Source organism: Pantoea eucrina (assembly GCF_020079945.1).
In the GTDB taxonomy this organism is placed as follows: Bacteria; Pseudomonadota; Gammaproteobacteria; order Enterobacterales; family Enterobacteriaceae; genus Pantoea; species Pantoea eucrina.
Map to the genome: position 1 here is coordinate 2461924 of NZ_CP083448.1, position 22120 is coordinate 2484043.

Annotated in this window: 16 protein-coding genes; 10 read left to right on the forward strand and 6 right to left on the reverse strand. The window is 57.0% G+C overall.

Annotated features, from left to right (window positions below; translation table 11 throughout):
• Positions 1-3 precede the first annotated feature (3 nt).
• Both pstA and LAC65_RS11785 read right to left on the reverse strand, forming a co-directional pair.
• Complete coding sequence (gene pstA, locus LAC65_RS11780) at positions 4-1605, reverse strand: phosphate ABC transporter permease PstA (protein ID WP_039379560.1); 1602 nt, start codon at positions 1603-1605, stop codon at positions 4-6.
• On the reverse strand, positions 1602-3695 hold the full coding sequence (locus tag LAC65_RS11785; RefSeq protein ID WP_039379562.1) for an ABC transporter permease subunit: 2094 nt from the start codon (positions 3693-3695) through the stop codon (positions 1602-1604). The genes pstA and LAC65_RS11785 overlap by 4 nt, the downstream gene beginning before the upstream one ends.
• A gap of 181 nt (positions 3696-3876) precedes the next feature.
• Between LAC65_RS11785 and ppk1 the strand changes: the two genes are divergently transcribed.
• The 6 genes from ppk1 to LAC65_RS11815 all read left to right on the forward strand — a co-directional run bounded on the left by ppk1 (position 3877) and on the right by LAC65_RS11815 (position 10177).
• Positions 3877-5937: a polyphosphate kinase 1 gene (gene ppk1, locus LAC65_RS11790; protein ID WP_039379564.1), complete on the forward strand. Its 2061-nt coding sequence runs from the start codon at positions 3877-3879 to the stop codon at positions 5935-5937.
• A 5-nt stretch (positions 5938-5942) separates the two neighbouring features.
• The gene (ppx, locus tag LAC65_RS11795) at positions 5943-7466 is read left to right on the forward strand and encodes an exopolyphosphatase (RefSeq protein WP_039379568.1); all 1524 of its coding nucleotides are present in this window, start codon (positions 5943-5945) and stop codon (positions 7464-7466) included.
• A gap of 27 nt (positions 7467-7493) precedes the next feature.
• Positions 7494-8093, forward strand: coding sequence for a tellurite resistance methyltransferase TehB (gene tehB / locus LAC65_RS11800; RefSeq protein ID WP_039379571.1), 600 nt, complete (start codon positions 7494-7496; stop codon positions 8091-8093).
• A gap of 129 nt (positions 8094-8222) precedes the next feature.
• Positions 8223-8408, forward strand: a complete 186-nt coding sequence (locus tag LAC65_RS11805; RefSeq protein ID WP_039379573.1) for a YfgG family protein — start codon at positions 8223-8225, stop codon at positions 8406-8408.
• 85 nt (positions 8409-8493) lie between these two features.
• The gene (gene mgtE, locus LAC65_RS11810) at positions 8494-9927 is read left to right on the forward strand and encodes a magnesium transporter (RefSeq protein ID WP_039379576.1); all 1434 of its coding nucleotides are present in this window, start codon (positions 8494-8496) and stop codon (positions 9925-9927) included.
• Between the two features lie 70 nt (positions 9928-9997).
• Complete coding sequence (locus LAC65_RS11815; RefSeq protein WP_039379580.1) at positions 9998-10177, forward strand: YodC family protein; 180 nt, start codon at positions 9998-10000, stop codon at positions 10175-10177.
• 33 nt (positions 10178-10210) lie between these two features.
• Here the strand turns inward: LAC65_RS11815 and LAC65_RS11820 are convergent, their stop codons facing one another.
• Complete coding sequence (locus LAC65_RS11820) at positions 10211-10987, reverse strand: DUF3750 domain-containing protein (RefSeq protein ID WP_039379583.1); 777 nt, start codon at positions 10985-10987, stop codon at positions 10211-10213.
• A gap of 744 nt (positions 10988-11731) precedes the next feature.
• On the opposite strand from LAC65_RS11820, the gene LAC65_RS11825 reads away from it, so the two are divergent.
• Positions 11732-13081, forward strand: a complete 1350-nt coding sequence (locus tag LAC65_RS11825) for an SMEK domain-containing protein (RefSeq protein WP_203025684.1) — start codon at positions 11732-11734, stop codon at positions 13079-13081.
• A 316-nt stretch (positions 13082-13397) separates the two neighbouring features.
• On the opposite strand, the gene guaA is transcribed toward LAC65_RS11825, so the two are convergent.
• Complete coding sequence (guaA, locus tag LAC65_RS11830) at positions 13398-14978, reverse strand: glutamine-hydrolyzing GMP synthase (protein ID WP_039379592.1); 1581 nt, start codon at positions 14976-14978, stop codon at positions 13398-13400.
• A gap of 72 nt (positions 14979-15050) precedes the next feature.
• On the reverse strand, positions 15051-16517 hold the full coding sequence (guaB, locus tag LAC65_RS11835) for an IMP dehydrogenase (RefSeq protein WP_203025682.1): 1467 nt from the start codon (positions 16515-16517) through the stop codon (positions 15051-15053).
• Between the two features lie 169 nt (positions 16518-16686).
• Here guaB and xseA point away from each other — a divergent pair, with 169 nt between their 5' ends.
• From xseA to LAC65_RS11850, 3 genes are all read left to right on the forward strand, one after another.
• Entirely contained in the window at positions 16687-18060 is a 1374-nt protein-coding gene (gene xseA, locus LAC65_RS11840; RefSeq protein WP_039379597.1) for an exodeoxyribonuclease VII large subunit, read from the forward strand.
• 97 nt (positions 18061-18157) lie between these two features.
• Complete coding sequence (locus LAC65_RS11845) at positions 18158-19171, forward strand: M4 family metallopeptidase (RefSeq protein WP_039379600.1); 1014 nt, start codon at positions 18158-18160, stop codon at positions 19169-19171.
• A complete protein-coding gene (locus LAC65_RS11850; protein WP_039379602.1) occupies positions 19168-19494 on the forward strand; it encodes a protealysin inhibitor emfourin in 327 nt (108 codons plus the stop codon). The genes LAC65_RS11845 and LAC65_RS11850 overlap by 4 nt, the downstream gene beginning before the upstream one ends.
• Before the next feature lie 40 nt (positions 19495-19534).
• On the opposite strand, the gene LAC65_RS11855 is transcribed toward LAC65_RS11850, so the two are convergent.
• On the reverse strand, positions 19535-21979 hold the full coding sequence (locus tag LAC65_RS11855; RefSeq protein WP_039379605.1) for a glucose/quinate/shikimate family membrane-bound PQQ-dependent dehydrogenase: 2445 nt from the start codon (positions 21977-21979) through the stop codon (positions 19535-19537).
• Positions 21980-22120: the final 141 nt, after the last annotated feature.

A 22120-nucleotide genomic window follows, 5' to 3' on the forward strand; every position in this document is an offset into this window, starting at 1 on the left:
TTGTTAGTGCGTCATCAGCCGGTAGCGTTCGCGCAGCCGGTGGCGCAGCACCATCGCCAGCAGATTCAGCGACAGAATAATCATGACCAGCAGCAGCGCAGTGGCATAAACCAGCGGCCTGTCGGCGTCGATGTTCGGGCTCTGAAAGGCCAGATCGTAAATCTGAAAGCCGAGGTGCATAAATTTGCGGTCAAGATGCAGATAAGGAAACACGGCGTCTACCGGCAGCTCCGGTACCATCTTAACCACGCCGACCAGCATCAGCGGCGCCGTCTCTCCCGCCGCTCGCGCCACTGCCAGAATCAGTCCGGTGAGCATCGCCGGCACCGCCAGCGGCAGTACCACCCGCCACAGGGTTTCTGCCTGCGTTGCCCCCAGCGCCAGCGATCCCTGACGCAGCGTATCGGGTATCCGTGACAACCCCTCTTCTGTCGCCACAATCACCACCGGCAGCGTCAGCAGTGCCAGCGTTAGCGACGCCCACAGCAGGCCTGGCGTACCAAAGGTTGGGTTCGGCAGCGCACGGGAAAAGAAGAGCTGATCGAGCGTGCCGCCAATCAGCCAGACAAAAAAACCGAGACCAAATACGCCATAAACGATAGAGGGGACGCCGGCGAGATTCACCACGGCGATACGCACCAGCCGCGTCAGGGCGTGACGTACGGCATACTCATGCAGCCAGACGGCAGCCACCACGCCGAGCGGCATAACGATGACCGACATCAGCACCACCATCAGCACCGTGCCAAAGATAGCCGGAAACGCGCCGCTCTCGCTGCCGCCTGCCGCCGGTGAGTCGCTGACAAACTGCCACACCTGCCGCAAAAAGTGCTGCGCTTTTTGCGACACGCTCATGTTATTGGGGTACCAGGCCGCAACAATCTGCGCCAGCGGGATAGTATGTTCTGCGCCCTGCGCGTCGCGCAGGATCAGCGTATCGCGCTGGCTCGCCTGCTGCAGATGCGTCAGCTGCTCAGCCAGCGCGCTGAAGCGACGATGCAGCGCCGCGCTGTTGGCGTCGAACTCTGACTGCTGCTGCAGGCCAAAACGCTGTTCGCGCTGCTGCTCATCCGCCTGCTGCTGCAGATTTTCCAGCTGCGCATTGAGCCGCGCCATATCGATACGGCGGATATCCTCTGCCTGACGCAGCTGCTCCTGTACCTGCTGCAGACGCTGCTGCAGCAGCGCATCACGGTTGTGTGCGGTGAGCGTCTCATTGTCTTCCCGCAGCGCCACCAGCCAGCCGTAAGCGTTACCGCCGTTGCGCCGTTGCAGCACCAGCACGTCACGCGGCTGTTCCGCGCGCGCGGGCCCGGCGCTGTAAATGACGCGGAAATCGGGGGCGGCAAAATCGCGGTTGCCGGTTTTTACCAGGTAGCGCCATCCGGTACTCTGCCGCTCTGCCTGCAGCGTCTCGCCCAGCAGCGTAACCGGCGACGCGCCGGGAGCCTGAAACTGATAGCGATCCACCGGCTGCGGCCAGAAGGCGCGCACGCCCTGCCAGCCAAGCAGGCCGATCAGCAGCGTAAACGCCAGTAAACAGACGGCCACCGCACCCGCCGTCAGCCAGCGCCAGCGATCGTTCTGACGATGTGCGTTTTTCATCCCTGTCCCTCATGCTGGCCATAACGCCGGCGCAGCCGCTGGCGGATCACTTCTGCGACCGTGTTGATAACCAGCGTAAACAGCAGCAGCAGCAGCGCGCTGAGAAACAGGATGCGGTAGTGCGCGCTGCCCGCTGCCGCCTCCGGCATCTCTATCGCAATATTCGCTGATAGCGCGCGCAGCCCGGCAAACAGCCCGCCTTCGCTCACCGGCGTGTTGCCGGTGGCCATCAGCACAATCATCGTCTCGCCCACCGCCCGGCCAAAACCGATCATCAGTGCGGCAAAAATCCCGGCAGAAGCGCCGGGCAGTACGACCCGCGTCAGGGTCTGCCACGGCGTAGCACCCAGCGCCAGCGATCCCTGTCCGAGCGCCCCCGGCACGCTGAACAGCGCATCTTCCGCCAGGGTAAATATCAGCGGCACCAGCGCAAATCCCATTGCTACGGCGGCAACCAGCAGATTACGCTGTTCGTAGTGAATAAGCTGTTCACCGGCGTCCGGCCAGAGCCGGGCTGCCAGCCATAGCGTCAGCAGCGTGACCAGCAGCAGCAGCGGCAGAAGTAATAGCACCTCGACGCCCGGACGACGCCAGCGCGCCGGCAGACGCGGGCTCAGCACGCCGCACAGCAGCAGCGTAGCGGCCAGTATCACCGGCAGCAGCAGCACGCCCGCCAGCACATGGCTGATATGCGGCGCCATCCAGATACCGGCAATCAGGCCGATCACCACGCTCGGCAGCGCGCCCATCATCTCAATGCCGGGTTTAACCCAGCGCCGCAGTCCCGGCGACATAAACCAGGCGGTATAGATAGCGGCAGCCAGCGCCAGCGGCGTGGCAAACAGCAGCGCCAGCGCGGCGGCCTTGAGGGTACCGATAACCAGCGGAACCAGGCTGAACTTCGCCTGATAGCTGTCACCGGCCGCGGTGGATTGCCACACCCAGTCGGCGTGCGGATAATTTTCATACCAGATTTTCTGCCACAGGCTACGCCAGGTAACATCAGGCCACGGGTTATCAATCCGGAGCTGCTGCCAGCGCCCGGCGTGTTCGACGATCACGCCGTCACCGCGCGGCGAAAAGGCGACCGCCTGAATGCCCAGCGCCAGCTGACGCGTGAGGATCGGGCCTGACTGTTTGCTGGCAAACAGGCTGAGTACGCCCTGCGCATCCCAGCTGGCAAATACCCGGCGCTGTGACTCGGTTGCCACGCCCTGCGCCCCCTGCGAGCCGTGCCAGGTTTTAATTTTTTGCAGGCGCGGACCGTGCTCGCCGGTAATGGCAAACCACTGGCTGACACCGCGATCGTCTCTGATCAGCAGCGTTCGGCCACCCGCCAGCATATGCAGGCTCGCAACCGGCTGCGTCAGCGCCTGCGTTTCGCGCAGCTGTGCGCCCTCAGCGCTAATCTGCCACACCTGCAGCTGGCGCTCACGGCTGGTAAAGAGCTGCGTGCCGTCAGGCGACAGCAGCAGCTGGTCGGCATGCTGCTGCGGCAGCATAACCTGACTGACAGGCTGCTGACTGGCCAGCGTCAGCACGCTGATCCCCGACGGCGTCTGTGCAGCAATACGCCACTGCCCGTCGTCGATGTGCGCCAGCGCCATCTGGCTGACGGCACCCTGCGGCAGGCGCAGCGGCCGATCGCCCAGCGGAAAATACCACTCGCCGCGATCGTGCTCTATTCGCGGCTGCATCAATAGCAGTGCGCCCTGCACGTTGAGTAACACGGCATCAGCCGCGCTGCTGGTCACGGCGGCCTGCGGCGCATCCGAAAGTGCCAGCGCCGGTCCGGCGGGGTCGCCGTTAAGCGGAATAAAACGCGCTTCATGACGACTGATGCGCCAGCCCAGCGTGTCGCTGCTGCCCAGCGCCAGCGCCGGCGTTTTATCCCACAGCTGCTGGCTGAGCGCAGGCTGAAGCTGTGGCGCGCTGAACAGGGGCAGGACCACCCAGATAAGCCAGAAGAACAGCAGCAGCATCAGCAGCAATATTCCTGCGCCGCACGCCGTTACCATGCGCCGCACAAAGCGATCGATGGCGCGCCGGCGACGGTCATTAGATTCAACAGGAATATGGTTTATGCTCATGCCGGTCAGGGATTCAGATTAGAGAGTCGCTATGTTGCCCGTAGCGGATTGATAAGACAACTGTTGCGGTTGGACAAGCCTGCCATACTCTAGCAATAATGGTGAAGGAGACTGAGCGGAGCCGCACCACTGCGCGCCTTGCGCCGGACATATCGTCCCGCCACAGCATCACGGAGTCAGAATGGGTCAGGAAAAGCTGTATATAGAAAAAGAAATAAGCTGGTTATCCTTTAATGAACGTGTGCTGCAGGAAGCGGCGGATAAAAGTAACCCGCTGATTGAGCGCATGCGGTTTTTAGGGATCTATTCCAACAACCTTGAAGAGTTCTACAAGGTGCGCTTTGCCGATCTGAAGCGGCGCATTCTGATCAGCGAAGAGCAGGGTAAACCCACTCCCCTGCGGCATCTGCTGAAGAAGATCCAGCAGCGGGTACTGAAGTCCGATCAGGAGTTTGACGCGCTCTACAATGAGCTGCTGCTGGAGATGGCGCGTAACCAGATCTTCCTGATCAACGAACGCCAGCTCTCACCCAATCAGCAGGAGTGGCTGCGCCACTATTTCAAACACCAGCTGCGTCAGCACGTTACGCCGATTCTGATCAACCATGACACCGATCTGATTGAGTTTCTCAAGGATGACTACACCTATCTGGCGGTGGAGATCATTCGCGGCGAGGATATCCGCTATGCGCTGCTGGAGATCCCGTCAGACAAAGTGCCGCGCTTTATCAACCTGCCGGCCGAGTCGCCACGCCGCCGCAAGCCGATGATCCTGCTGGATAACATTCTGCGCTACTGCCTGGATGAGATTTTTAAAGGCTTCTTTGACTACGATGCGCTGAACGCCTACTCCATGAAAATGACGCGCGATGCCGAATATGATCTGGTTACAGAGATGGAGTCGAGCCTGCTGGAGCTGATGTCCTCCAGCCTGAAGCAGCGCCTTACTGCCGAACCGGTGCGCTTTGTCTATCAGCGCGATATGCCCGATGCCATGGTGGAGATGCTGCGCCACAAGCTCTCTATCTCTAACTATGACTCCATTGTGCCGGGTGGCCGCTACCATAACTTTAAAGATTTTATCGGCTTTCCCAACGTCGGCAAAAGTAACCTGGTCAACCGGCCGCTGCCGCAGATCCGCCATATCGGCTTTGATGGCTTCCGAAATGGCTTTGACGCTATCCGCGATCGCGACGTGCTGCTCTACTACCCCTATCACACCTTTGAACATGTGCTGGAGCTGCTGCGTCAGGCGTCGTTCGATCCCAGCGTGCTGGCGATCAAAATCAATATCTATCGCGTAGCCAAACACTCCCGCATTATGGATGCGATGATCCACGCGGCGCACAACGGCAAGAAAGTGACGGTGGTGGTTGAGCTGCAGGCGCGCTTTGATGAAGAGGCGAATATCCACTGGGCCAAGCGGCTGACTGAGGCGGGCGTGCACGTCATCTTCTCTGCGCCTGGTCTGAAAATTCACGCCAAACTGTTTCTGATTTCCCGTCGCGAAGGTGAAGAGGTGGTGCGCTATGCGCATATCGGCACCGGCAACTTTAATGAGAAGACTGCGCGCCTGTATACCGACTACTCTCTGCTGACCGCTGACGCACGCATCACGAACGAAGTCCGCCGCGTATTTAACTTCATTGAGAACCCCTATCGCCCGGTTACCTTTGAACATCTGATGGTGTCACCGCAAAATTCGCGGGCCGTGCTTTATCAGTTGATTGACACGGAGATTGCCAATGCGCAGCAGAGTAAGCCGTGCGGAATTACGCTTAAAATCAATAACCTGGTGGATAATGGCCTGGTCGACAGGCTCTATGCAGCCTCGTCAGCCGGGGTAAAAATCAATCTGCTGGTGCGCGGTATGTGCTCGCTGATCCCGGACCTGCCTGGCATCAGCGAAAATATTCGCATCACCAGCATTGTTGATCGTTATCTTGAGCACGACCGGGTGTATATTTTTGAAAATGGCGGTGAGAAAAAGGTGTTTCTCTCTTCGGCTGACTGGATGACGCGCAACATCGATTACCGCATTGAGGTCGCCGTGGCGGTGCTCGATCCGCGTCTTAAACAGCGGATTCTGGATATTATCGCCATTCTGTTAAGTGATACGGTTAAAGCACGTATCGTAGACAAAGAGCTGAGTAACCGTTATGTTCCGCGCGGCAATCGCAGGAAAGTGCGCTCGCAGCTGGCGATTTACGATTACATCAAGAGACTGGAACAACCCGAATAACGCCTATGCCAATTACTCCGAAGAGTACGCCGAAGCCGCAGGAATTTGCGGCCATCGATCTCGGCTCAAACAGTTTTCATATGGTGATCGCCCGCGTGGTGGATGGCGCCATGCAGGTTCTGGGACGCCTCAAGCAGCGGGTGCATCTGGCTGACGGGCTTGACGCGCAAAACCGGCTGAGCGAAGAGGCGATAGTGCGCGGCCTGAGCTGCCTGGCCCTGTTCGCTGAGCGACTGCAGGGCTTTAGCGCCGCCAACGTGACCATTGTCGGCACGCACACGCTGCGCATTGCGACCAATGCCGAAGAGTTTTTGCAGCGCGCCGCGGAAGTGATCCCCTATCCGATTGAGGTCATCTCCGGTAACGAAGAGGCGCGCCTGATCTTCATGGGCGTTGAGCACACTCAGCCAGAAAAAGGGCGCAAGCTGGTTATCGATATCGGCGGCGGGTCAACCGAGCTGGTAATCGGTGAGGATTTTGAGCCGCAGCTGGTTGAGAGCCGCCGCATGGGCTGCGTCAGCTTCGCTAATCTCTATTTCCCGAAAGGCGAAATCAGCCAGGATAATTTCCGTCGCGCCCGCCTCGCCGCTACGCACAAGCTGGAGACGCTGGCGTGGCAGTATCGCCTGCACGGCTGGCAATATGCACTGGGCGCCTCCGGCAGTATTAAAGCCGCCTGTGAAGTGCTGCTGGCAATGGGCGAGAAAGAGAAGCGCGTAACGCCTGACAGTCTCGATATGCTGGTCGGTGAAGTGCTGAAGCATAAATCCTTTGATGCGCTGAGCCTGCCGGGCTTATCTGAAGAGCGCAAAGCGGTGTTTGTGCCTGGCCTTGCGATTCTGTGCGGCGTCTTTGACGCACTGGCGATCCGTGAACTGCGTCTCTCTGACGGCGCGCTGCGCGAAGGGGTGCTCTATGAGATGGAGGGCCGTTTCCGCCATCAGGATATCCGCAGCCGCACCGCACAGAGTCTGGCGAACCACTATGTGATCGACAGCGATCAGGCGCGCCGCGTGCTGGAGACGACAGAGCAGCTCTATCTGCAGTGGCAGGAGCAGAATCCGAAACAGGCGAACCCGCAGCTGACCGCTCTGCTGAAATGGGCGGCGCTGCTGCATGAGGTCGGGCTGACCATTAATCACAGCGGTATGCAGCGGCACTCCGCCTATATTCTGCAGCACTCCAATATGCCTGGCTTTAATCAGGATCAACAGATGCTACTGGCCACGCTGGTACGCTTCCATCGTAAAGCGGTGAAGCAGGATGAGATCCCGCGCTTTACCCTGTTTAAGAAAAAGCAGGTGCTGCCGATGATTTTTCTGCTGCGCCTCGGCACGCTGCTGAATAACCAGCGTCAGGCGACCACGCGCCCCGATGCACTGAAGCTCTCAACGGACGATGGTCACTGGACGCTCACTTTCCCGGCCGGTTTTCTCAGCCAGAATACGCTGGTGCAGCTCGATCTGGAGCGCGAGCAGGCGTACTGGAGCGATGTGACCGGCTGGAAACTGCTGCTGGAAGAGGAGTAACGCGGGCCGTCCGCCCGCTGTCTGACAATGACGATACGCCCTGATAACTGGTTTACAGAAAAGTATGATTTATCGCCGCCGCACTCTGAAGTGCGCGCGGCGCTGCCGAAGCTGACGCCGGGCAACGCGCTGGATCTCGGCTGCGGTAAAGGCCGCAACAGCCTTTATCTCAGCCAGCACGGCTTTAACGTCACCGCCTGGGACGCTAATCCGGCAAGCCTTGACTACCTGAATACCATTATTGCCACCGAACAGCTGCTGAACATTCAGACAGCGCTGTGCGATCTCAACCAGCTGCGCTTCAACGGCAGCTATCAGTTTGTGCTCTCAACGGTGGTGATGATGTTTCTGCAGCCGCAGACGATCCCGCAGCTGATTGCCGATATGCAGGCCAGTACGCAGAAGTATGGCTACAACCTGATTGTGGCGGCGATGAGCACCGCTGATTACCCCAATACGCAGGCGTTCCCGTTTACCTTTAAATCGGGCGAGCTGAGCCACTACTACCGCAACTGGCACATCGTAAAATATAACGAGGATGTCGGCGAGCTGCACCGTCGTGACGCTGACGGCAACCGTATTAAATGTCAGTTTGCCACCCTGCTGGCACAAAAGGCGAGTTACTGAAGCAGGGCCGCGGTCTGCGGCCCCTGTCGCACGCATTCAATGCTTATTTTTCATACAGCGATTGACCCCATCCGGTAACTGTGACTAAATATTGTTATCGCCCTGAGGGGTATCAACAGGAACACCCGCGTGAACAGCGCCCTATCACCACGAAGACGTCCCAAAACCGGCACCATGACCCGCATCGTTTTGCTGATCAGCTTTTTTATTCTGGCTGGTCGCCTGATCTTTATCATTCCCGGTGCCATTGAGCATCATCAGCAGAAAAAGACCCTGCCGGAACCGGCAACGCTGAGCAGCAGCGAGACACGCTGACGCTGCGACTGGCGCCTTTGTTCTGCCCGTTCTGGCGGTAACACGCTACACTTTGTGCTGACTTTACAGACACAAAGGACGCGTTATGTCTGCCTCGCACGCACAACAACTAACCGAATCCCGCCAGCGCATTCTTTCACTGCTGCTGAGCAAACAGGACTTAGTGGATGTCCTGCTGGATAAATCCGTCGATCTCAACGCCGCAGAGCTGCGTGAAGTGGCCGCCTGGCGCCAGCAGCTGGAGCAGGAGCTGGCGCCGCTGCACGCCGCCGACCTCGCTGATATTTTGGAAGCGCTGCCGGAAGAGGAGCGCCGGGCGCTCTGGCAGCTGGTCCCCTCCGAACAGCGTGGCCGCGTGCTGGTTGAAGCCTCAGAGACCGTCTGGGAGAGCCTCACCGAAGGCATGAGCGACCGCGAGATCCTGCGCGCGATTGAACCGCTGGATATCGACGATCAGGTCTATCTGGCGCGCTATCTGTCGCGCGATCTCACCGGCCGCCTGCTGACCACGCTGGAGCCGCAGCTGCGCGCGCGCCTGCTCGATGTGATTGAGCTCGATCGCGACCGCGTAGGCCGCATCATGGATTTCAATATTCTCACCGTGCGCGCCGACGTCACCCTTGCCACGGTGCAGCGCTTTCTGCGCAAGCGCAGCAGTATGCCCAACGGCACCGATAAAATCTTTATCACCAATGCGCAAAACCAGCTGCTCGGCGAGCTGCCGCTGACCGATATTCTGCTCAATAAGCCCAAAACGCTGGTCGCAGATGTGATGAATCCCCGCCCCACTACGTTTCAGCTCAATGACAACGCCGAGGATGCCGCCAGCGCCTTTGAGCGCTACAACCTGATCTCTGCTGCCGTTACCGACGCCAAAGGCAAACTGATTGGCCGTATTACCGTTGAGGATGTGATCGATCTGGTTAACCAGGAGAATGAGAGCAACATCCGTAAAATGGGCGGGATCAGCCAGGAGGAGGATGTGTTTGCGCCGGTGCGTAAAGCGGTGAGCAAGCGCTGGACGTGGCTGGCCATTAACCTCTGCACCGCATTTATCGCCTCGCGCGTCATCGGCCTGTTTGAAGCCACAATTTCACAGCTGGTGGCGCTCGCGACCCTGATGCCGATTGTGGCGGGCATTGGCGGCAATACCGGCAACCAGACCATTACCATGATTGTGCGCGCGCTGGCGCTGCATCAGGTGGAGCCTGGTAACTTCTCCTTCCTGATCGGTCGCGAGCTGGGCGTGGCGCTGATCAACGGCCTGTTCTGGGGCGGCATTATGGGCGGCATCACCTGGCTGATGTATGACAATATTCAGCTTGGCGGCGTGATGATGCTGGCGATGGTGCTGAACCTGCTGCTGGCGGCGCTGATGGGCGTGCTTATTCCGCTGATCATGACCAAAATGAAGCGCGATCCGGCGGTGGGGTCCAGCGTGCTGATCACCGCGCTCACCGACACCGGCGGTTTCTTTATCTTTCTCGGTCTGGCCACGCTGTTTTTACTGCCGCACTGAGTCACGACAGCTGCGCCTTTATGCTGGCGCAGCTACACTCACTCATACCCTTATCCGATGGAGATACAGCATGTTTAACGCAGGCGATTTTGTGCAGTCGAAAACCGGTGGTCCTAAAATGCAGGTGCTGCGTGCAGAGGGCGATATGCTCTGGTGCGCCCGTATCGACGACCCGCTGAAAAAAGAGATAGAGATTAAAGCAGACAGCGTCAATCTCTATCATGAAGAGGGCGACTTCGGCGTCTGCTGAGTGCCCGGCGCGCCGCAATCCGCGGCGCCCCCGTCAGGGATTATCCTTCTGCACGTTATCCCGGCCGATACCGCCAATAAACGGCAGCCGCAGCCGCAGCGGCGTGAAATCGACGCCCAGATTAAGCCCCAGCAGGTTCATCTCTACCCCCTCTTCCGCACCGACCGTCACGCCCAGTACGCCCAGCAGCGACAGCTGCAGACCGCGCCCCGAGGGCGGCAGCCCTATCGGGTGCAGCAGCGAGCGGTAATCCTTGCCAACCGCGTTTGCCGGCAGGTCGAGCTTCAGCGCCGGCACTTCGCGACCAATGTGCGCCAGAAAGGTATTGCTGTTTGGCCCCGGCCAGGCGCGATAGGTGGCGGGCCACGGGTAAGAGCGGATTGCCGCCTCAATCTGCGGGATCATCGCCTGCGCTGCGGCCCCGCGGTGATCCACCAGCAGACGCGGACGGGCGCCATACCAGTAGCCATCCGGCAGGTTACGGTTACGCCGCACCTTGTCACCGCTGCCCCAGCTGATCACCTCATAGCGATTATATTGCGTCTCGCCGGCGCGCTTAAAGATGATCCACGGATGCACCGCCACCGCGCCTTTCCAGCCGTAAGTGGGAGCCGCATAGACCTGCACCACCGCTTCGCTGGCGTAGCGCTGCGGATCGGGCGCCAGTCCGGCGGAGTCGCGCCGCGCGGTGGCCCAGCCGCCCTGCCCGGTCTGCAGGTCGCCGCTGCGCGTCGCCTGTGCCAGGCTCGCCGCCAGCGACAGGATCACGGCGCAAAGAAAAGTCAGCAGGATAAGTTTCACAGGCAGCATTCAGGATGTCCGGGCAGAGAAAGAGTGGGTTATTGTACAGCGAAACGGCGTCTGTTTTTTCACCAACTATGCGCCGGGACACGTCTTGTCATGATGATCATTGCAACTCAAACGCTGCGTCAGGGAAAAAGCCTGGTGAAGGCTTGCTTTATGCAGCTGCTGGTAGAGTTATAATATTTCTGCACATAATAAAATAATTATTAGTGAAAACGATAATTGTGTGGTTTACAGAAGCGCAAAGAATCTCGCCAATATCAGGTTTAAGTATTTAAAGATGCTTTTCCAGATATTTTTTGCTCATTAACAATCCTGACATCATACTGTTAACAAAATCATTATATAACACAGAATCATATTATTATTTAAACAAGTATTTGATATTAAATTTTGAAATTGCAGCCATGCATGAGCAACCAACTTATCTTAAATTGCATCCATTATATATTTAATTTTAATTTAAATAAACCAGTTATTATAACGTATCTCTCAGTTAAGAAGTTAGCAATTTTAATTCCCCCTCAATTAAATCAGGCTCTAAAATATTAAAACTGTAAAATATTTATCAAAAATTGCTACAATTGTCATGAATACAGCATAAACTGCAAATGCATTTGTAAAACCCTCTGTAAATTAATTAAAATTGTGAAGCAAATATAACTTTTTGTCTTTACAAAGGTTATGCAAGATAATAATAATTAGCGTAAACTACACTAACCGTATCAAAACAGTACAAAAGGGGCATTAATGGACTCAAAAGCAATGTTAGCCGATCGCCTAAGTATTTACCTAACTGCTTATAAATACTACATTGAGACTAAGAGCAAAGTACGACTCTTCGACGTAGCTATTTTTGGGGAGTCATTTGCTTGTAAAGTTGCAGGGATAGTGTTTGATTATGATGACCTGATTAACCTAAATTTAAGCACTAAAAATTATCCAGCCATCGACCTTGGGTCCAATGCCAAACGCCACGCTATCCAAGTAACGATTAACGGGAAATCGGAAAAAATTGAAAAAACTATCGAAACTTATTTAAACAACGGCCTTGAAAATAAATATCAAGAACTTCGATTTATTATTTTAGGCAATAAGCAAAAAGAGTATACTAGTCAGAACATTACTCAAAAAAATGGTGCTTTCAAATTTAATCCAGAAGAAGACATTTATGATCTAAACGATCTTTATCGAATTATAGTTGATAAAGGCGACACAAAAAAAATGCATGATTTTATTATTTGCATTGAAGAGGAGTTAGGAAATAAAATCAGACCATACCTTGTTAATTATAATAAACCTGCTCAAAACTTGCGTAACCTATTTGAGATCCATGATGTGACTATGACAAGCGCAGTAACTGCTCTGTCGCCTTTCGGATTAACTCGGAAAATTTACTCTGCGATGGATGAGTTAAACGAACTAATAAAACCAAAATTAATTGATTACCTTGCTTCTCAGTTTGGTGTTAGCTATGAGTGGCTTGCAGGTGATGTAGAGCACATTTACAATAATAGCCGCGATATCGCACCTGATACAAGCTGGCGTCGCAGTCTCTGCCTGGCAATGAAATTTATCATCGATATTGAAAAAAGTGGTGAAACTCTTGGAGTGTTTTTACCTTCTGAGGTCATCCTGGAAGAAGTCACAGCTTTGGATAATGGTGTAACTTTCCCTGCAGTAGCGAACAACCGTTTTATTGTTTTTTCTGAAAAAATTAACGATTTAAATGTAAGTTGTTTTAGATTGCGGCTGATAGAACCGCTATATTTCACGAAAACTTATCATGGCTTGCTTCTGCTTTTCTTGGCTGCAGAAATACTTGAACATAATGACAAAAAAAAGCATTATATTAATATTTTCAACGTGGAATTGGATAAATTACTGGCGTGTGAAAAAGGACAAATGTTTATCGCAGAGGTAAAAATAGATAGTAACCTTTTTGATAATCATAAATATCTTGTTCGTATTGAAAATGGCACTATACATGCCTCAAATATTCCTTTATCAGCTAAATCGTTTTTAGAAAAAACGTTTGAGGAATTTGTCAAAAACAATCGTCATGGATACCTCAACCTCGACAACCTGACATTTAATTAAAAAGAAATGAACTCTGGCATACCGGCTTATGCTCCTTTATTGTCCTGTTGAAATCAAAGAAGATATAAATATGTAATCATTGTATATATTTTTATCAAGCTAAAGGTGACACCTTTAACAGCCGCACAGAGTGATGAGTCAAGTCATCTCATTGCAAATGTTCTTTACGGTGGGCATGCCATGTTGACGTATGTTACAGAGTGGAATTTCACTTGAAACACTCTGAAAATCCCGCCGTAGAAGGCGGGATACACTTAAAATTGCGATAAATTATTGATTCATTTGAGTGATATTAAAATATACAGAATGATTTAAATCATTCCCACTCAATCGTCGCCGGTGGCTTACCGGAGATGTCATACACCACGCGGGAGATGCCGCTGACTTCATTGATGATGCGGTTGGAGACGCGGCCAAGGAAATCGTATGGCAGATGCGCCCAGTGTGCGGTCATAAAGTCGATGGTTTCCACCGCGCGCAGTGAGACGACCCAGTCATACTTACGGCCGTCACCCATTACGCCGACGGAACGCACCGGCAGGAACACGGTAAACGCCTGGCTCACTTTATTGTAGAGCTCCGCTTTGCGCAGCTCCTCAATAAAGATGGCGTCGGCGCGACGCAGCAGATCGCAGTACTCTTTCTTCACTTCGCCCAGCACGCGCACGCCGAGACCCGGTCCCGGGAACGGGTGACGGTAGAGCATGTCATACGGCAGGCCCAGCTCAAGACCGATCTTGCGCACTTCATCTTTGAACAGCTCTTTCAGCGGCTCAACCAGGCCCATCTTCATCTCTTTCGGCAGACCGCCCACGTTATGGTGCGATTTGATCACGTGCGCTTTACCGGTGGCTGAGGCAGCGGACTCAATCACATCCGGATAGATGGTGCCCTGCGCCAGCCACTTCACTTCGGTCAGCCTCAGCGCTTCTTCGTCGAACACCTCAACAAACACGCGGCCAATGATTTTACGCTTGGCTTCCGGATCGTTTTCACCCGCCAGCGCATCGAGGAAGCGCGCTTCCGCCGGCACGTGGACAATGTTCAGACCGAAATGATCGCCAAACATATCCATCACCTGCTCCGCTTCATTCAGGCGCAGCAGACCGTTATCAACAAATACGCAGGTCAGGCGATCGCCGATGGCGCGGTGCAGCAGCATGGCGGTCACCGAGGAGTCAACGCCGCCGGAGAGGCCAAGGATCACGCGGTCGCTGCCGACCTGCTGGCGGATACGCTCAACGGCGTCTTCAATGATTTTCGCGGGCGTCCAGAGCGCTTCACAGCCGCAGATATCGCGGATAAAGCGCTCCAGCATGCGCAGTCCCTGCCGGGTGTGCGTCACTTCCGGATGGAACTGCACGCCGTAGAATTTCTTCTCTTCATTCGCCATGATGGCAAACGGACAGGTTTCAGTGCTGGCGACGGTGACGAAGTCAGCCGGGATCGCGGTGACTTTATCGCCGTGGCTCATCCAGACATCCAGCAGCGGCTTGCCGGCGGCGCTGATGGCATCTTCGATATCACGCACCAGCGCGCTCTGCGTGGTGACTTCCACCTGCGCATAGCCAAACTCGCGCTCATTTGAGCCTTCAACCTTGCCGCCCAGCTGCATCGCCATGGTCTGCATCCCGTAGCAGACGCCCAGCACCGGCACGCCAGCGTTAAAGACGTACTCAGGCGCGCGCGGGCTGTCCAGCTCGGTGGTGCTCTCAGGGCCACCTGACAGGATAATTCCGTTCGGGTTGAACGCACGGATTTGCTCTTCGGTGACATCCCACGCCCAGAGTTCGCAGTAGACGCCCAGCTCACGCACGCGGCGCGCAACCAGCTGCGTATACTGCGAACCAAAATCGAGGATCAGGATACGATGTTTATGAATATTTTCAGTCGTCATTGAGGCATTTCCAGTGGGATGGACTTAACAATAAAAGCGCCCGGCCAGAGCCGGGCGGGAAATCTTCAGGGATCAGGAACCCATGCGGTAGTTCGGTGACTCTTTGGTGATGGTCACATCGTGCACGTGACTCTCATTGATGCCGGCGCCGCTGATGCGAACAAACTCCGCTTTGGTGCGCAGGTCATCAATGGTCGGGCAGCCGGTCAGGCCCATGCAGGAGCGCAGGCCACCCATCTGCTGATGGACGATCTCTTTCAGGCGGCCTTTATAGGCAACGCGGCCTTCGATGCCTTCCGGCACCAGCTTATCTGCGGCGTTATCGGTCTGGAAGTAACGGTCAGAAGAGCCTTTGGACATAGCGCCGAGCGAGCCCATGCCGCGGTACGATTTGAATGCGCGCCCCTGATAGAGTTCGATCTCGCCCGGAGACTCTTCGGTGCCGGCCAGCATAGAGCCCACCATCACTGCGGCTGCGCCTGCGGCGATCGCTTTAGCGATATCGCCGGAGAAGCGGATACCGCCATCTGCCACGACCGGAATACCGGTGCCTTCCAGCGCCGCAACGGCGTCAGAAACAGCGGTGATCTGCGGTACGCCCACGCCGGTGACGATACGGGTGGTGCAGATAGAGCCAGGACCGATGCCCACTTTCACCGCGCTGACGCCCGCTTCCGCCAGTGCCAGGGCACCGGCGCCGGTGGCAACGTTGCCGCCAATAATTTCAAGGTCGGGGTATTTGGCGCGGGTTTCACGAATGCGCTGCAGTACGCCTTCAGAATGGCCGTGCGAAGAGTCAATCAGCAGCACGTCAACGCCGGCGGCAACCAGCGCATCCACGCGCTCTTCGTTACCGGCACCGGCACCTACCGCCGCGCCCACGCGCAGACGACCCTGCGCATCTTTACAGGCGTTGGGTTTACGTTCAGCTTTCTGGAAATCTTTTACGGTAATCATGCCCAGCAGGTGGAAGCTCTCATCCACCACCAGCGCTTTTTCAACGCGCTTTTCATGCATCTTCTGCAGCACCACTTCGCGCGCCTCACCCTCTTTTACCGTAACCAGACGCTCTTTCGGCGTCATGACTGCGGTAACCGGCAGCGTCAAATCGGTGACAAAGCGCACATCGCGACCGGTGATGATGCCTACCAGCTCGTTACCGGCGTTGACGACCGGATAGCCGGCGAAGCCGTTGCGATCGGTAAGCGCTTTCACTTCCGCAAGCGTTGTGGTTGGCAGCACGGTCTGCGGCTCTGTTACCACGCCGCTTTCATGCTTTTTCACCTTACGCACTTCATCAGCCTGACGCTCAATCGACATATTTTTATGGATAAAGCCGAGGCCGCCTTCCTGTGCCAGCGCGATCGCCAGGCCCGCTTCGGTCACGGTATCCATCGCAGCAGAGAGCATAGGAATGTTCAGACGGATGTTTTTGGTCAGTTGAGTGCTGAGGTCAGCGGTGTTGGGCAATACAGTGGAGTGAGCGGGAACGAGCAGGACGTCGTCAAATGTGAGGGCTTCTTTCGCGATTCTTAGCATTGCAATATCTCCACCTGGGGGCGTTGAAAACAGATAAAATATTGCCGCGGCATTATACAGGACGAAACCGATTGCCTCTACTGCTTTTTCAGAAAAAGTCTTGATCCTGCGCAGCAGCCCTGTAGTATCGATGAATTAACCCTCTGATTTAAAATTTGATCTTCATCACATGTCGCTACCTGCAACCGCCAATATTTTTACCGTCAGCCGCCTCAACACCACGGTGCGCACGCTGCTGGAAAATGAGATGGGCCTGGTGTGGCTCAGCGCTGAGATCTCCAATTTCACGCAGCCCGCGTCCGGCCACTGGTACTTCACGCTGAAAGATGATGGTGCCCAGGTGCGCTGTGCGATGTTCCGCAACAGCAACCGGCGCGTGACGTTCCGGCCGCAGCACGGGCAGCAGGTGCTGGTGCGGGCCAGCGTCACGCTGTATGAGCCGCGCGGCGACTATCAGTTAATCATTGAAAGCATGCATCCGGCGGGTGAAGGCCTGCTGCAGCAGCAGTTTGAGCAGCTGAAAGCGCAGCTCAGCGCAGAAGGGTTGTTCGATCAGCAGTTCAAACAGCCGCTGCCCGATCCGGCCCGTCAGGTCGGGGTGATCACCTCCGCAACCGGCGCCGCGCTGCATGATGTGCTGCGCGTGCTGCACCGCCGCGATCCCTCACTCCCGGTGGTTATCTACCCTACCGTGGTGCAGGGAGCCGATGCGCCCGCTGCCATCGTGCGCGCTATCGGGCTGGCCAACCAGCGCAATGAATGTGACGTGCTGATTGTCGGCCGCGGCGGCGGTTCGCTGGAAGATCTCTGGTGCTTCAACGATGAGCGCGTGGCGCGGGCGATTTTTGCCAGCCGCCTGCCGGTGGTCAGCGCCGTAGGGCATGAAACGGATGTCACCATCGCCGATTTTGTCGCCGACCTGCGCGCGCCCACGCCCTCTGCCGCCGCTGAGATTGTCAGCCGCAATCAGGTCGAGCTGCTGCGGCAGCTGCAGTCGCAGCAGCAGCGCATGGAGATGGCGATGGACTACTATCTCGCCGGGCAGCAGCGTTACCTCACGCAGCTTCAGCATCGCCTGCAGCAGCAGCATCCGCAGCTGCGCCTGGCACGGCAGCAGACCGCCCTGTTTCAGCTGCAGCGTCGCTTAGGCGCGGCCGCCGATCGGCAGCTGCGCAGCGCGCAGCGCCAGCAGGATCGGCTGCTGCAGCGGCTCAGTGCGCAGCAGCCACAGGGGCGCATCCTGCGCGCGCAGCAGCAGCTTGCGCACTGGCACTACCGTCTGCAGCAGAGCATGCAGCAGCAGCTGGGGCAGGATCGCCAGCGCTTTGGTACGCTGATGGCGCAGCTGGAAGGGGTCAGTCCGCTGGCGACGCTGGCGCGCGGCTTCAGCGTTACCACCGATGCGCAGGGCGAAGTTGTAAAACAGATCGCGCCGCTGCAGCCAGGCGACAGGCTGCGCACCCGGCTGGAAGATGGCTGGGTGGAGAGCGAAGTCACCGCCCTCACGCCGCTGAAACGCCGCCGTAAACCCCGCCAATCCTGACCAGCACGCAGGGAGATCCCCTCCCTGCCTGCACGTTTCCTGCTCTGCCTGACCCCGGTCTATACTCTTTGCATACCCATCACTCAGGGAGTCCGGCATGTCATACAGCGTAATTCCCCCCTATATCCTGCGTAACATCATCGACAACTGTGCAGGGCCGCAACAGGAGTCGGCGCGCCGCACGCTTACTCACGTTCAGCAGCTAATGGCGGAGCCGCACCGCGTCATCGCACCGGCGGATATCGCCCGGCCAGGTCAGGTGCTGCGCGCCATTTTTGATGCCAGAGAGAGTCAGACGCTGCCCGGCACGCTGATACGTCAGGAAGGTCAGCCTGGCAACGGCGACGTGGCTGCGGATGAAGCCTGGGACTATCTGGGCGTTACTTATGATTTTTTCTGGAACGTTTATCAGCGAAACTCGCTCGACAACAAAGGGCTGAAGCTGGACGGTACCGTGCACTACGGCCAGAATTATCAGAACGCTTTCTGGAACGGCCAGCAGATGGTCTTTGGCGACGGTGACGGCGAGATTTTTAATCGCTTCACCATCGCGATTGACGTGGTCGCCCATGAACTGACGCACGGCGTCACGGAAAGCGAAGCGGGACTGATCTACTTTCAGCAGGCGGGCGCGCTGAATGAGTCGATGTCTGATGTCTTTGGCTCACTGGTAAAACAGTATCAGCGGCAGCAGCGCGCGGAGGAAGCGGACTGGATCATCGGCGAAGGATTGCTGGCTAAAGGCATTAACGGCAGCGGTCTGCGCTCCATGTCAGCCCCCGGCACCGCCTATGATGACCCGCTGCTGGGTAAAGATCCGCAGCCGGCGGATATGGCGCACTATATCGAAACGCGTGATGACAACGGCGGCGTGCATCTCAACTCCGGTATTCCTAACCGCGCGTTTTATCTTGCGGCCACCGCGCTGGGCGGTTTTGCATGGGAACGCGCCGGTCAGGCGTGGTATGACACGCTGTGTGACAAAACCCTGCCGCAGGATGCTGATTTCAGCACCTTTGCCCGCTTTACCGTTGAGCATGCGGCAAAACGCTTTGATCGGCAGGTCGCGGAGCAGATCCAGGCCGCCTGGCAAGAGGTGGGTGTGAAGTGAACATAGAACTGACGGATGACGCGATCGTAGAGCTGGCGCGGGAGGGCGGCTTCGCCTTTATTCCCAAACTGCGTAAAGAGCGGCGTTTTGCGCTGGCCCAGCTGCCGGAACCGCAGAAACAGCGGGTCTGTCAGGTGCTGGAGCAGGCGCTGCCGCTCGGCGAGCAGGCGGAACAGGCTACCTCCGCAGGCAGTGGCGATCAGCACTATTTCCGCATCCAGATCACCTACGCCACCCACCATGAGGCGGGTGCTATCGTGATTTACGTAGCGGAAAAAGATGCGCCGCCAGCGCTACAGGCGCTGTGGCAGAACGGAGAGTAGGCAAAAAAAAGGCCGGCATCCTCTGCCGGCCCTGCTACTCTTACTTGCTGTCTGGCAGCGCGTAAGCAATCACATAATCCCCGCGATCCGGCGACTGGCGTGCGCCACCGGCAGAGATCAGGATGTACTGCTTGCCATTTTTGGGTGAGACATAGCTGATTGGGCCACCCTGGCTGCCGACCGGCAGGCGCGCTTTCCACACCTCTTTACCGGTTGAGCTGTCAAAGGCGCGCAGGTAGTAGTCCTGAGTACCGGCAATAAACACCAGTCCGCCCTGCGTCGCCAGCGTACCGCCCAGCGTTGGCATACCTACCGGCATCTGCGCGTGCATTTTGATACCAAACGGGCCGGTATCCTGCACGGTACCCACCGGCACCTGCCAGACAATCTGACGCGTTTTCATGTCGATGGCTGAAAGCGTACCAAACGGCGGGGCCTGGCACGGAATGCCGAGCGGCGACATAAAGCGGTTTTTGTTCACCGCATATGGCGTGCCCTTAAGCGGTACGGCGCCCATGCCGGTGTTAACCGATTCACCGCCGTTGCTGCCGCGAGCCACTTTGCTGGTGTCCTGCGGGATCATCTGTACCCACAGGCCAAGGCGCATATCGTTGACGAACATATACTGATTGTTGGGATCAAACGAGATACTGCCCCAGTTCAGACCACCCAGAGACCCCGGGAAGCTGAGCGATTTGTCCGTGTCCGGTACGGTGAACAGACCGTCATAGCGCATGCCTTTAAACGCGATACGGCACGCCAGCTGGTCAAACGGCGTCGCGCCCCACATATCGGATTCCGTCAGCGTCTGGTTGCCGATATTGGGCATCTCAACCGAGTGCGGCTGGGTTTTGGTGTACTGCTCGTTCGGGATGTGACCCTGCGGCATCGGCCGCTCTTCCACTTTGGTCAGCGGCTTGCCGGTCAGGCGGTCCAGCACCCAGATCATGCCGGTTTTTGCCCCGATGACCACCGCCGGTTTGGTGGTGCCATCCTTCATCGGGAAGTCGACCAGGCTTGGCTGCATCGGCAGGTCAAAGTCCCACAGGTCGTTATGAACTGTCTGATAGACCCACTTCTGTTTGCCGGTGGTGGCATCCAGCGCGAGGATAGATGCACCGTAGGTGTGATCGAGCTTTGTGCGATTCGCGCCCCACAGATCCACTGACGAGCTGCCCATCGGCAGGAACACGGTGTTCATCGCCGGATCGTAGGAGAGCGGCGCCCAGGAGTTCGGCGTGCTGCGGGTATAATCCTGACCCGGCATCAGTACCGCATTCGGATCGTCGTTGCCCGGATCGAACGCCCAGCGCATTTTACCGCTGATCACATCAAAGCCGCGCAGTACGCCGCCTGGCATATCGGTCTGCACATTGTCCGCCACGCGACCGCCGACTACCACGGTGGTACCGGCAACCTGCGGTGCGGAGGTCAGCTGATAGAGCGGATCGGGCGCCTTGCCCAGCCCCTGCTTCAGGTCAACCACGCCGTTGTTGCCAAAGCTGGCGCAGAACTCACCGTTGTCGGCGTTAATCGCGATAAGACGCGCATCGATCGTGTTCATCAGGATACGGCGCTGGCAGCTGTCGCCTGCGGCCAGAACCGGTGCCGGCACCGGCGTGGAGCCTGGCTGCGTGGGCTGCGTCACCGGTTTGGTGGCGTCAAAATAGGCCAGACCGCGGCAGCGGTTCCACACTTCCGCCTGCGCATTGATTTCACGCTTCCAGATCTGCTTACCGCTGTCCGCTTCTACCGCAATCACATTGTTGTGCGGCGTGCAGAGATAGAGCGTGTTGCCAACCTGCAGCGGCGTCTGCTGATCTTCAGCGCCATTGCCGGTCGGGCTAAGCGGTGTGTCGCCGGTACGGAAGGTCCAGGCAACCTGCAGTTCATTAACGTTGTCACGCGTGATCTGATCAATCGCCGCAAAACGATCCCCTTCCGGCGTGCGGCCGTAGCTGCTCCAGTCCTGCTGCGGTTTGCTTTTATCCACCGGGATCAGCGGCAGCTGCGAACCGGTAAAGGCCACGGTAGGATGCGGCTGAAACATCTGCACCACGGTGGCGATCATGCCAACCGCAATCAGCGCTGACAGTGCGTAAGAGAGCGTTGCCAGCGGCGCTTTGCCTTCGCTTTTGCGCAGCGCAGGCCAGGTCAGAAATGCGAACAGCATCAGCCCCGCCGGCACCATCAGCCGGGAAACCAGCGGCCAGAAGTGCCAGCCGGCATCCATTACCGCCCAGATCAGGGTTCCGATAAACGCCAGGACCAGCAGCGTCACCGCTGACGCTTTACGCCGCATAAACTGGACCGCCGACGCTATCATAACGATACCGGCAATCAGAAAGTATTTACTGCCATCCAGCGCCGCCAGTTTACCGCCGCCAATAGCGAAAAACAGGCCGATCGCCAGCAGCACCAGCCCGAACAGCACGGACCAGACGCTGAGTCCCCTGCCGGGGCGAGTGGAATGTTCTGCCTTCACACAAACTCTCCTGAAAAATAGTGCATGCCGCCTGTCCGGCTTCGTCGCGGGACACAGCAGCACCCTGTTTAATGACGAACCGCAAAGCAGTCCGCAACCGCGCACTCATGCATGAGAACGCGGCATATCAGGGCGAGCTCA

Excerpts from the sequence above, each read along its gene's own strand:
- pstA (WP_039379560.1), bottom strand. The coding sequence starts at position 1,605 with ATGAAAAACGCACATCGTCAGAACGATCGCTGGCGCTGGCTGACGGCG.
- LAC65_RS11785 (WP_039379562.1), bottom strand. The coding sequence starts at position 3,695 with ATGAGCATAAACCATATTCCTGTTGAATCTAATGACCGTCGCCGGCGC.
- ppk1 (WP_039379564.1), top strand. The coding sequence starts at position 3,877 with ATGGGTCAGGAAAAGCTGTATATAGAAAAAGAAATAAGCTGGTTATCC.
- ppx (WP_039379568.1), top strand. The coding sequence starts at position 5,943 with ATGCCAATTACTCCGAAGAGTACGCCGAAGCCGCAGGAATTTGCGGCC.
- tehB (WP_039379571.1), top strand. The coding sequence starts at position 7,494 with ATGACGATACGCCCTGATAACTGGTTTACAGAAAAGTATGATTTATCG.
- mgtE (WP_039379576.1), top strand. The coding sequence starts at position 8,494 with ATGTCTGCCTCGCACGCACAACAACTAACCGAATCCCGCCAGCGCATT.
- LAC65_RS11815 (WP_039379580.1), top strand. The coding sequence starts at position 9,998 with ATGTTTAACGCAGGCGATTTTGTGCAGTCGAAAACCGGTGGTCCTAAA.
- LAC65_RS11820 (WP_039379583.1), bottom strand. The coding sequence starts at position 10,987 with ATGCTGCCTGTGAAACTTATCCTGCTGACTTTTCTTTGCGCCGTGATC.
- LAC65_RS11825 (WP_203025684.1), top strand. The coding sequence starts at position 11,732 with ATGGACTCAAAAGCAATGTTAGCCGATCGCCTAAGTATTTACCTAACT.
- guaA (WP_039379592.1), bottom strand. The coding sequence starts at position 14,978 with ATGACGACTGAAAATATTCATAAACATCGTATCCTGATCCTCGATTTT.
- guaB (WP_203025682.1), bottom strand. The coding sequence starts at position 16,517 with ATGCTAAGAATCGCGAAAGAAGCCCTCACATTTGACGACGTCCTGCTC.
- xseA (WP_039379597.1), top strand. The coding sequence starts at position 16,687 with ATGTCGCTACCTGCAACCGCCAATATTTTTACCGTCAGCCGCCTCAAC.
- LAC65_RS11845 (WP_039379600.1), top strand. The coding sequence starts at position 18,158 with ATGTCATACAGCGTAATTCCCCCCTATATCCTGCGTAACATCATCGAC.